Raw genomic sequence first — 11,819 nt, forward strand, 5'->3', positions numbered from 1 at the left:
GAATCAACTGTTTTCAGCAAATAAAGCAACAGATGGGCTTTGATTAAAAATTTGTACCATCATGTTAAATAAGGCTTCATGTCTTTCTTTAAATAGATCAGGGCGCTTAAAAAAATATTCAGCGGCTACTGCAAAAAATTCTGCTTTGTTCATTGCGCCATAAGTATTGATATCAGAATTGCCTTGTTTAATGGCATCAATATTTTCATTTACTAATTGAATCCAGGCGGTTGTATATTTCCCGTTGAGTAAGGTTTCAGGCAGACCGTCCACATCACCGTCATCCTTATCAAGCAAATGAACAAATTCGTGTATGCCCGTATTATCTTTTCCCATTTCATTGGCAAAACCTTCATGGAGAGCTGGCTTCGACAATATCATAACCCTTTGCATCGGGCCGTTGCCAACCATGCCCAAAGTATTTCTTTCATTGCTTTGTAATAAGAATTTTTCCTTATCAAATGATGCCGGGTACAAAAGGACTTCCCGTAAATTATTATACTTCCAGCCGTTAAATCCAAAGGTGGGAATAACTGCACTTGCAGCAACTAACAACCGGTCAATAGCTTCAACGGTTGTTTCAACTCCATTGATGCGAACGTAACTAAGGAACTCCTGTAGTTCTTCTTCAAATTTTATTTTGTCTTTATCATTTAAGGAGCGATAAAAACCAACATGATGCAACAGTAAATTTTTATATCCTGCGGGTAATGCAATTTTTTTTCCTGCCCGTTTATAAAACAGAACAACTAATGCAGAAATAGTAATGACTAATAAAACGATCCACGCTCCGATGTTCATACAAAAAAATTGATTGAAATATTGTGCAAATATCATTTAAGAAAGTATACGGTTTTCTTAAAATAATTTAAGATGATTGATTTCCGGTTTTAAACAGATAATGGATTCGGATTATTTGCATCTGCAAATTTTATTTTTTAAATTAGTCTTGTTCTTACTATAAAATACATATGCAAAGGATTGCCTATAATTTTTTTTAACAGGATTAATGAAAACTACAACACATACGGATCAAAAGAATCGATTACCCAATGTAGAGGCCAATCAAAAATATTTACAGGAATTTCGTGGGCATCCTGAACTGGTAAAATTTCCATCAACTTCAGAATTATTTCGAACCTTACTCGAAAATACTTTATATGCAAGCAGCATCACTAACAGCCAGGGAAGAATACTGGAAGTGAATGAAACTTTCTCCAGGATTTTTGGATATACATCTGGAAAAATGACAGAGCTTACAACAAAAGAGCTTTTTGATACCACCGAGAGAAAATATGCCGAATACGCGGATCAAATGAATTTTAATGGAAAAGCAAAAGCTAAAATAACAGGCGTAAGACGAGATGGTGACCGGTTTTCATGCGAAATTACTTCACTTGTTTTTATAGACGACGAAGGCGAAAGAAGAACGATCAACACCATAGTCGATATCAGTAAATTCTATTCGCATATATTGTTTGAATAATAAAATTGGGTTTGTAAACTAAGGCTGCTATTCCAAATACAAAATAATTTACCGAATTATATGGGCAGACTAAAATAAAAAGAGGAGCCTTTTGCAATTTCACTTTCCACCCAGATTTTTCCGCCTTGCGCTTCAACAAATTCCTTGGAAATCGCAAGCCCCAATCCTGTGCCTTTTTCTTTTGATCCCGGTACCTGGAAATATCTCTCAAATAATTTTGGCTGGTATTCTTTGGCAATGCCAGGGCCGTAATCTTTTACTGAAAAAATAATGTTTCCGTTTTCTTTGGCGACACCCGCTTCCACAACACCACCATTATATGAATATTTGATTGCGTTGGTAAGAAAATTATTTATGACCCATGTAGTTTTATCTGCATCTGCGTTGATCTGCGGCAGATCTTTATCAAACATCTTTCTTATAGAAACCTCTTTTTGTTTTGCATTGATTGCAACGGCCTGTAAAGCATTCTCGGCAATTTGCTCAGGCGCAACCTTCTTTATATTTAGTTGTATTCTCCCCGTTTCAACCTGCGATAAATTCAAGAGCTCGCTCAATATTTTAAGCATGCGTTGGTTATCGCGTTTAAGGTTGCCTATTAATTCCTTTTGTTCAGTCGAAAGATTACTTACCCTTTCATCTTCCAGCAACTTTAAGCTAAAATCGGATGAGGCCAACGGTGTTTTTAGTTCGTGCGATATGGTAGCAATAAAATTAGTTTTGGCAACATCCAGTTCTTTAAAGGACGTTATATTTTTTAATACAATTACTTTATTTTTTGCTTCACCTTGCGTTACATCAAGTATTTCTTTTGTGAAAAAGTTTTCCCGGTTGTCCACCACAATCTTAAAAGGGATTGGATTTTCATTTTCAATAAGGAAGCGAAACAAATCATTTCTGACGCTTATTTCTTTAACAGATTTGCCTACCACATCTTCTGTCTTTAATCCCAGTAGCTGAAGTGCCTGCTGATTGGCAAAAAGAATCGTATCATTTTTATCAATTCCAATGCTTGCATCTTTCAGGCTATTAATCACAGCTTCTGCCCGGTTTTTTTCAAACATCATTTTATTGAGATTGCTGCTTTCAAAATACTGTAGTTTTTCCGCCATCTCATTAAAGGCATCTGCTAATTTGCCAAATTCATCTTTATTCTCAATATGAATTCGATGCTGATAATTTTTATCACCTATTTCGTTTATGGCTGCCGTTAGTTGCTTAATAGGAGTAGTAACTACTGAAGGGAAATTGAGCAGGAATGTAAATGATATAATGAACACCAGGCTGCTTAAAAACAGAATGATAGTAAGTGCCTTATTTGCGGTTGACTGGGCCTTTTCGTTTTTTAGACTTATGGCACCCATATTTAAAGCAAGTATCTTTTGAATTTCATTTTGCAATGTCTTTATTATCTCCTTTGCCGTGTCCCCGGATCTCAGTTTACTAAAGTGTATCCTTATAGAATCAGTTATTTCCTTTTCACCTTTTTCGGTAATATTATTTTCCTGTAGGTTCAATGCACTGTCAAATCGCCGGATTGATTGATCATACGATGTCTCCATCGAATTCAATTGCTGCTGCATTGTGTGGCCATAAGATATGCTTTTATAGTTATCCCTCAATATGTTCATTGCCTCCGCTTTTAATTGCGACATAAAATAAATGCTTATGCCGCCTGTCAGAATCAGCAGCAAGAACAGGAATAATGTTCCCAGCCTTATTTTATTTTTAACGTTCAACGCCATTAGGAAAATATTACTATGTCGATGTTGTTTTTTGAAAGCGTTTTTAACAGTTGGTTGAATACGCTTGTCCTTAGTATTATTTGAAAGAGATTTAAATGCGGCTTACCAATGCAAATTGTTGTGATCTGTTTCTCGACAACCATATCCATAATTGCAGCAGCAATATTGTCCTCTTTTTTCTGAATAACTTCTGCACCTAACTCTGTCGCGTTTTTAAAGTTATTGATTAAATGGCGTTGTGCAGCCAAAGGAATTTTGTCAACTGATTCTTTTGGCGTTTGCACGTACAGAACATACCATTGGCTATTGTAATACGAAGCCAGCCTTGCGGTTTTACGAATAATCCGTTGTGCTATTTCGTGGTTGGATGAAACACACGCTAAGAAGCGCTCATGCCTGAAAGGATTTTTTTTGCCGGTTACCTGGTAATCAACTTTTCTTTCTACCTGCCCGGCTACTTCTTTTAGCGCAAGTTCACGAAGTTGCAATATCTGGTCAGGCTGAAAAAAATTTTGCAACGCCTGCTGCACTTTTCCATGATCGTAAATTTTACCTGCCTTCAACCTCGTTATCAGTTCATCAGCGGTTAGATCTATGTTTACCACTTCATCGGCAATCTGCAGCATCTTATCAGGAACTCTTTCTTTTACTTCTACCCCGGTAATTTGTTTTACATCTTCATTAATGCTTTCTATATGTTGAATGTTGACTGCAGAAATTACGTCTATGCCTGCATCTAATATATCCAAAACATCCTGCCACCTCTTTTCATTCTTACTGCCCGGAATGTTGGAGTGTGCCAACTCATCTATAATTACAACTTCAGGATGAAGCAATAATACGGCCTGCACATCCAATTCTTCCAACCGCTTTCCTTTATAAAAAACATCTCTTCGTGGTATAACGGGAAGTCCGTCAATCAATGCCTGCGTTTCTTTCCTTCCGTGAGTTTCTACAAAACCCACTTTTATATTAACACCGTTCTGCAAAAGGTTGTGGGCTTCCTGCAACATGCGGTACGTCTTGCCTACACCGGCGCTCATGCCGATATAAATCTTAAACTTTCCTCTTGCTACCTTTGGATTTAGATTTAAAAATTGTTCCGTATCATTTTCAAATGCAGACATACTTATTTCAATTCATCTAATTTTATATTTAGCTGCAAGACATTTACTTTCTCCGGCCCGAATATACCGAGTAATGGTTTTTGAATTTGTTGATTCACCAATTCCCGTATTCTTTCTTCAGGCAAATTTCTAACTTTTGCAATTCTTGGTATTTGAACAGATGCGCCTTCTGGCGAGAGATCGGGATCTAAACCACTGCCGGAAGCCGTCACTAATTCCGATGAAATATCTTCTTTTTTTATGGAGGGATTATGTACCATAAAAGTATCAATCCGGTTTTGAACATCTTTCAAATAAACGGGGTTAGATGGCCCATTATTACTGGCTCCGCTGCCTGCTGCATTGTAGCCACAGGCAGAGGGACGGCTGTCAAAATATTTATCATCGGTAAAACGCTGACCTTCTAATTTATAACCTACTACTTTGTTATTTACTGTTACTGTTTCGCCTTTACCGCCATTAGGTGCTGCCTGTGCAATAACCCAAATAAGTAAAGTGTATAATCCCATAAACACTATGATGCAAACCAGGGTGAGTCTTAGGGCCGGGAAAAAATGCTTTTTCATATTTTAAAAATTTTATGTAGTTATTAGTTTTTTTAAAACCAAATGCTAACAATCAGGTCCAATAATTTTATACCGATAAAAGGAACTATCACACCACCCAGGCCGTAGATCAATAAATTTCTTCTCAGCAGAGCGCTTGCGCCAATTGGCTTATAGGTTACTCCTTTTAATGCCAGCGGAATTAATAAAGGAATGATGATAGCATTAAAAATTATTGCAGATAAAATAGCGCTCTCCGGGCTGTGCAAATGCATAATATTTAAACCTTGCAGCGCAGGTATAGAAATAATGAACAACGCGGGAACAATCGCAAAATACTTTGCTACGTCATTGGCTATGGAGAAAGTCGTAAGAGTTCCTCTTGTCATTAATAACTGTTTACCTATCTCCACTACTTCAATCAATTTCGTAGGGTCATTGTCGAGATCAACCATGTTACCTGCTTCTTTTGCTGCTGCTGTGCCGCTGTTCATTGCAACACCTACATCTGCCTGTGCCAATGCAGGCGCATCATTGGTGCCATCGCCCATCATGGCAACCAGTTTGCCCAATTGCTGTTCTTTCTTTATGTAAATCATTTTATCTTCCGGTTTTGCTTCAGCAATAAAATCGTCTACGCCTGCTTTCTCCGCAATGAATTTTGCTGTTAACGGATTATCGCCGGTTACCATAACGGTTTTAATTCCCATTTTTCTCAGTCTTTCAAAACGCTCATTAATGCCTGGTTTAATGATGTCCTGTAATTCTATAACACCTAATGCTTTGCCATTTTCACTTACTACTAACGGTGTTCCGCCATTCGAAGAAATAACTTTTACTCTGTCGGCAGTCTCAACCGGAAAATCGTTTCCGGCTTTTGTTATTATATTTCTTATAGAATCAAAGGCTCCCTTGCGGATTTTTAAACCATTCGGTAAGTCAATGCCACTGCTTCTTGTTTCGGCAGTAAACTCAATAAATTTTGCACCGTGAGTGTTGAAAGAATTTTTGTCAAGTTGTGACAGTTCAATTATAGATTTTCCTTCAGGTGTTTCATCTGCTAAAGAAGATAGTACACATGCTTCAACAAAAGCGTCTAAGCCTATACCGTTAGACGGATAAAAATTGGTTGCCTTCCGGTTGCCAATTGTTATAGTTCCTGTTTTATCTAATAACAAAGTATCAAGGTCACCTGCAGTTTCCACAGCTTTGCCACTCTTAGTAATTACGTTTGCTCTTAAAGCCCTGTCCATACCGGCAATACCGATGGCGCTTAATAAACCACCAATTGTGGTGGGTATTAAACAAACAAATAATGAAATGAACGCTGCAATAGTAATTGGTGTGTTAGCATATTTACCGAAAGGCTCAAGTGTTACACACACAATTATAAAAATGAGTGTAAATCCGGCCAGTAAAATGGTTAATGCAATTTCGTTCGGCGTTTTTTGTCTTGATGCACCTTCTACCAATGCAATCATTTTATCTAAAAAGCTTTCACCTGGTTCAGTGGTTACACGAACTTTTATATGATCGCTGAGAACCTTCGTGCCACCGGTTACAGAAGATTTATCGCCTCCGGCTTCACGTATTACCGGGGCAGATTCGCCGGTGATGGCACTCTCATCTATCGTAGCAATACCCTGGATTATTTCTCCATCCATTGGTATAATATCACCAGTTTCACAGAGAAAAATATCGCCCTTACTTAATTGAGAAGAGGGAACAATTTTAATTTCATTGGTATGTATTTCACCGACAGGAAATACCTTTTTTGCAGGAGTATCTTCTCTTGTTCTTCTAAGGCTGTCCGCCTGTGCTTTTCCCCTTGCCTCTGCAATGGCTTCAGCAAAGTTCGCAAACAATAATGTTAAGAATAATACGGCGAATACAATTATATTATATGCGAGGCCGCCTTGTGCTTTTTCACCAGTAAAGATCCATATGCAAACAGCCAACATTACTACTGTGCAAATTTCAACAGTGAACATTACCGGGTTCCGAAACATGATTCGCGGATTAAGTTTGACGAATGCTTGTTTAAGCGCTTCATTCACCAAAGAACGTTCGAATAATTTTTGTTTTCTTCTATGTAATGACATGGTTTAAAGTTTATGGAACCAGTAACACACAAAGTGTTCTAAGTTCACAAAGATTTCCTTTGTGTTACTTCCTGGCTTTATGTAAGGGTGGTTCATATTGTTCATTTATTAGTTATCAGTGAAGTATTGTTCGAGTGGTAGACAATTCATAAAATTTATCTCATTCCAAAGAACTCTGCAATGGGCCCCAGGGCCAATGCCGGGAAGAAACTCAATGCAGCGACGATAAATATTACGGCGAACACCATAATGCCGAATGTGGAGGTATCTGTTTTGAGTGTTCCAGCGCTTTCGGGCACATACTTCTTTTTTGCAAGAATACCGGCAATAGCAACCGGGCCGATAATGGGTAAAAATCTTGCCAGCAACATCACGGTTCCGCAGGCTATATTCCAGAAAGGTGTATTATCGCCGAGGCCTTCAAAACCACTGCCGTTATTGGCTGATGCGGAAGTAAACTCATACAGCATTTCGCTAAAGCCATGATTACCGGGATTATTGAGCCAGGCTGCATAAGCAGTCGGATCGTGAGCATACAGGTGCGATGCGATTGCTGTTCCTACCAGGATTAAAAACGGGTGAAGTAAAGCAATAATTGAGGCTATCTTCATTTCCCTGGCTTCAATTTTTTTGCCCATAAATTCCGGGGTTCTGCCAACCATTAAGCCGCTAATGAATACTGCGATGATGATGAAAATGTAGAAGTTTAAAAAACCTACCCCGACGCCTCCGTAAAATGAATTTATCATCATACCTAGCATGGCACACATTCCAGTCATTGGCGTAAAGCTATCATGCATTGCGTTTACGCTGCCGTTAGATGTTACAGTTGTACTAATCCCCCAATATGCAGATGCGGCAGGGCCAAAGCGCACTTCTTTACCTTCCATGCTTCCATGGCTTTGCGTTATGCCCATTTTACTGATGTCAGTATTGCCATGCATTTCATTATAGATAGAAGGAATTACTAGTAATAGAAAACCTAAAGTCATTACACCAAATACAATCCATGCAAATTTTTTTCTTTTAAGCATGTAGCCCAGCGCAAAGGTTAATGCGATTGGAATTAATATGATGCACACGCATTCTACCATGTTGGTAAAGTAGTTGGGATTCTCAAAGGGATGTGCACTGTTTACACCGAAGTATCCGCCACCGTTAGTGCCTAATTGTTTAATAGCTATCATCGCTGCTGCCGGTCCTCTTGATACATTAACGGTATCTCCCTGCATGCTTATAAATTGATCCTTACCCTGGAAGTTCATAGGCGTGCCATTGAATGTTAATATAATTGCAACTATTATTGAAAGCGGCAGCAAAATTCTGGTACATGATTTAATAAAATAGTTGTAGAAGTTGCCCAGGTTCTGCGTACTTTTTTCTTTCATCGCTTTAAACACAACTGCACATGCGGCCATGCCTGTACTTGCGCTCACAAACTGAAAAAACATCAATAACAATTGACCCAGGTAGGAAACTCCACTTTCGCCAGAATAATGCTGCAGGTTAGTGTTTGAAACAAAACTTACCGTTGTGTTATATGCAAGATCAGCAGTCATAGATGGATTCCCGTCCGGATTTAAAGGGAGCCAGCTCATGTTCATCAACACAAACATGGAGAGCAGGAACCATACTAAATTAATAACCAGCAACGCTGCCATACTTTGTTGCCAGGTCATTTGTTTTTCAGGCTTTATACCTCCGGCTTTAAAGAATAATTTATCAATTGGATTGAAGATAAAATCCAGCCTGGTTCTATCACCGTTATAAACTTTGCCGATATAGCGCCCAAGCGGAATGGCCAAAAACACCATAATAACATACATGGCTATTATGCCAATAATTTCTGTGTCCATAAACTAAAATTTTTCGGGTTTAATGAGTACGTAACACAGGTAACAAAATACCAGTATTGAAATAATAAACAGGGCTATCATGTTCTTAGATTTTATTAAAGAAATCAATAGATTTAAAAAATATTGCAAAGCAAATGAGGCCGGCAAGAATTAAGATAATTGTCATAATTAAATAGTTTTATTTTTTATGAAGATGACCCTGATCAGCATTTTTAATAACTAATGCCAACTTAGTTCTCATTAATGCTGCTTCGTTAGAACTAATGCCATACCACAATAGATAATAGTGATGACAAAACTTGGGAAATGGCTACCGTATTGAGTTTAGAAGGAAATTGACCGGAACGGTGATTTTACAAAAAAATAAAATCCCTTTCATTTCGGAACGGCTTATTTCAAAATGGAAGAATAATTTTTTTAGAGCGCAGGTAGCAGGTGCCGGAAATTAAAAAAGCCTGCATTGCTGCAGGCTTAAATATTTTATTGTTCGGGGTTGGTAATTACACCAGGATTATTGGAGGTTGTTTTCTTTGGATCTTATTAGTTGTTCCCAGGTATTGGATAAAAAAAAATAGAAGTTGACTGATATCGGATTTTCGGACTTTTCTATTGGATTGTTGGATATTAGGTCTTTCGGTGGATTTGGATTTTTGATTAATGTTTGTTGAACATCAATCAACTTCTGGAACAAAGATAGGCCGCCAGGTGTCGTTAAACAAGGTGAGCACTACTCTATTATTGAACTTCTGAATTTACTGTTCAAATAGTAGATCTACGAAGTGCGAAAAGGAATTTCTACGCGATGTATTGATGTCCTGCTTATAATAATGATTGTAATGAAGAGATCCATTAAACAGTGGGCAGTAATATAAAAAACGCTTTACCTTCTGGTTCATTGGTTTCCGTATTTTCAACGGACTAAAGTCCGTCGTTATAATATTTATCCGACGCTGCGACTCTTGCGACATCACAAGGCAAAAGGGAGCGTAATAATAAATTCGGTTCCTTCTCCCTCCTTTGTCTCCACTTTAATATCCCCACCATGTGCTTTAATAATATCGTAGCTTAAACTCAAACCCAATCCTGTTCCCTCACCTGTTGGCTTTGTTGTAAAGAATGGCTGAAATATTTTATCAACTATTTTTTGAGGGATGCCGTTGCCGTTATCCGTCACCGTTAGTACAACCCCTGAATGCCCTGAAGCTGACTTTATAGACCTCGTGCTAACTGTAACAGTCGGTTCGTATTTTTCATTCGCCTTTAGGGTATTTTTCTTTTTTTCATTCACCGCGTAAAATGCATTATTATAAAGATTAAGCAGTACTCGTCCTATATCCTGGGAAACAATATTGATATTGCTAATTGTTTTGTCAAAGTCAGTTTTTATTGTAGCATTAAAAGATGCATTCTTTCCCTTTAATACCTGGTATGCCAGGCGCAAATATTCGTCCGCCAGATCATTGAGGTTGATCGGTTCTTTTACACCTGCGCTTGACCGTGAGTGTTGCAACATTCCCTTAACAATGGCATCGGCTCTTTTTCCGTGGTGAATTATTTTTTCCTCGTTGTCTATAACATCATCGGCGATGGCTGTCACCTCAACAATGTTTCCGCGTTGTATTTCACCTTTCATTTCTATAAGCAATTCTTTATTCACTTCCGAAAAATTATTGACGAAGTTTAAAGGGTTTTGAATTTCATGTGCAATACCGGCTGTGAGTTCACCGAGCGAAGCCATTTTTTCTGCCTGGATGAGTTGTGATTGGGTAGTTTTAAGTTCGGTTAGTGTAAGCTCAACTTTTTCTTTCTGTTGCTGTAATAAAGCATTGGCCTTTTTCTTCTCTTTATTATTTCGCCATTGTATATAGGCAAATAGTAAAATTGCGAGCAAAAGAAATGCCAGCGCCGCTATTGTAAAATATTGGATGTTTTTTATTCTCTTTTGTTCTGCATCCTTTTTATCCTGCTCTGCCTTAGCTATCGCCTGCTTTTTGTCAAACTCATATTGCATTTTGGCCTGCAATGCTTTTTTCTCTGCTGCTTCCTTCATGAGGCTATCGCGGTATAACGTATACAATTTATAATGCTCGTATGCCTGCTTATAGTTACCGGTGGTACTGTCGATTTTCGTCAGTTCGTAATAACTTCCCTGCAATTTTTTTATATCGCCCATTGCTTTTGCGGCCGATAGTTCTTTGTTCAAATTTTCAAACACTGCTTTGAGTTGTTGCTGTGTATAATTTTTTATGGAGTTACCCAGGCCGGGTATGTCTGTATTCAAACCGGGGATTCCATTTTCGAGCCCGGGAATGTTCTTTAAAATTTTTTGGAGGGAGTCAATTGAATTATTCTGTGCTTGTGTTGTAGAGGCATACAAAAGCGGTAGCAGAAGTAATAATGTTTTAAACGATTTCATTTTCATCCGTATTGTATTTGAATTACGAAGACAAGTTCTTCACTTTCTTTTGTTCAACTTTTATTCCGATATCAATCGGGAGTCCGCCATGTGCGTTAATAATATTAGAACTAACCCTAGCCTTGTTTCTTCACCCGTCAGTCTTATTGTAAAGAATGGTTGAAAGATTTTCAGCAAGGCATTATTAATGGTCGCATTCCTATCATCATACTACAGTGGTTTTTAAATACAGACACCGGAACGGACAAGGCAGTTTTTGTCAACAGGCGATTATAAATCTAAACATTCTCCTGATATAACTAAAATGATTTTTACTATATCAATACTAACGGTGCCGTACCAACCTTTACCGATACAAGTTTTATGCTTTGTTTTGGTTTTATTTAACGCCGCAAAAACGAATTATTTGTTTGTTGCTACTTTTGTATTTCAAACTATTGAATCCCGTACAATTCATTTTCAACTCCAATGCATGACGATAATTGTCTTTTCCCTCATTATACTGGCAGGTTCTTTTCTCGCAGGTTTGGTTGGCTCGCTTA

10 protein-coding genes are annotated in these 11,819 nt (G+C 38.0%); 2 read left to right on the forward strand and 8 right to left on the reverse strand.

Annotation, left to right across the window (positions count from 1 at the left end):
• Positions 1–3 precede the first annotated feature (3 nt).
• The gene (locus tag ACO1O5_RS05470) at positions 4–801 is read right to left on the reverse strand and encodes a M90 family metallopeptidase (RefSeq protein WP_486268829.1); all 798 of its coding nucleotides are present in this window, start codon (positions 799–801) and stop codon (positions 4–6) included.
• Between the two features lie 208 nt (positions 802–1,009).
• On the opposite strand from ACO1O5_RS05470, the gene ACO1O5_RS05475 reads away from it, so the two are divergent.
• A complete protein-coding gene (locus tag ACO1O5_RS05475) occupies positions 1,010–1,486 on the forward strand; it encodes a PAS domain S-box protein (protein WP_486268830.1) in 477 nt (158 codons plus the stop codon).
• Positions 1,487–1,542: 56 nt separating this feature from the next.
• Here ACO1O5_RS05475 and ACO1O5_RS05480 read toward each other — a convergent pair whose 3' ends face one another.
• The 7 genes from ACO1O5_RS05480 to ACO1O5_RS05510 all read right to left on the reverse strand — a co-directional run bounded on the left by ACO1O5_RS05480 (position 1,543) and on the right by ACO1O5_RS05510 (position 11,277).
• Positions 1,543–3,231 carry a HAMP domain-containing sensor histidine kinase gene (locus tag ACO1O5_RS05480; protein ID WP_486268831.1) on the reverse strand — a complete coding sequence of 563 codons (1,689 nt, stop codon included), beginning with the start codon at positions 3,229–3,231 and terminating at the stop codon, positions 1,543–1,545.
• Entirely contained in the window at positions 3,231–4,358 is a 1,128-nt protein-coding gene (locus ACO1O5_RS05485) for a sensor protein KdpD (protein ID WP_486268832.1), read from the reverse strand. The genes ACO1O5_RS05480 and ACO1O5_RS05485 overlap by 1 nt, the downstream gene beginning before the upstream one ends.
• A 2-nt stretch (positions 4,359–4,360) precedes the next feature.
• The gene (locus tag ACO1O5_RS05490; RefSeq protein ID WP_486268833.1) at positions 4,361–4,924 is read right to left on the reverse strand and encodes a K(+)-transporting ATPase subunit C; all 564 of its coding nucleotides are present in this window, start codon (positions 4,922–4,924) and stop codon (positions 4,361–4,363) included.
• A 32-nt stretch (positions 4,925–4,956) separates the two neighbouring features.
• Positions 4,957–7,005 (reverse strand): potassium-transporting ATPase subunit KdpB, encoded by a 2,049-nt coding sequence (kdpB, locus tag ACO1O5_RS05495; protein ID WP_486268834.1) that lies wholly within the window; start codon positions 7,003–7,005, stop codon positions 4,957–4,959.
• A 155-nt stretch (positions 7,006–7,160) separates the two neighbouring features.
• Positions 7,161–8,861, reverse strand: coding sequence for a potassium-transporting ATPase subunit KdpA (gene kdpA / locus ACO1O5_RS05500; protein ID WP_486268835.1), 1,701 nt, complete (start codon positions 8,859–8,861; stop codon positions 7,161–7,163).
• Between the two features lie 3 nt (positions 8,862–8,864).
• Positions 8,865–8,942, reverse strand: coding sequence for a K(+)-transporting ATPase subunit F (gene kdpF, locus ACO1O5_RS05505; protein WP_486268839.1), 78 nt, complete (start codon positions 8,940–8,942; stop codon positions 8,865–8,867).
• An 886-nt stretch (positions 8,943–9,828) separates the two neighbouring features.
• Positions 9,829–11,277, reverse strand: a complete 1,449-nt coding sequence (locus ACO1O5_RS05510) for a sensor histidine kinase (RefSeq protein WP_486268836.1) — start codon at positions 11,275–11,277, stop codon at positions 9,829–9,831.
• A gap of 304 nt (positions 11,278–11,581) precedes the next feature.
• Here ACO1O5_RS05510 and ACO1O5_RS05515 point away from each other — a divergent pair.
• Positions 11,582–11,819 (forward strand): hypothetical protein (locus ACO1O5_RS05515; RefSeq protein WP_486268837.1); only part of this gene is annotated, 238 nt, incomplete at its 3' end.

It is taken from the genome of Ginsengibacter sp., from assembly GCF_057362405.1.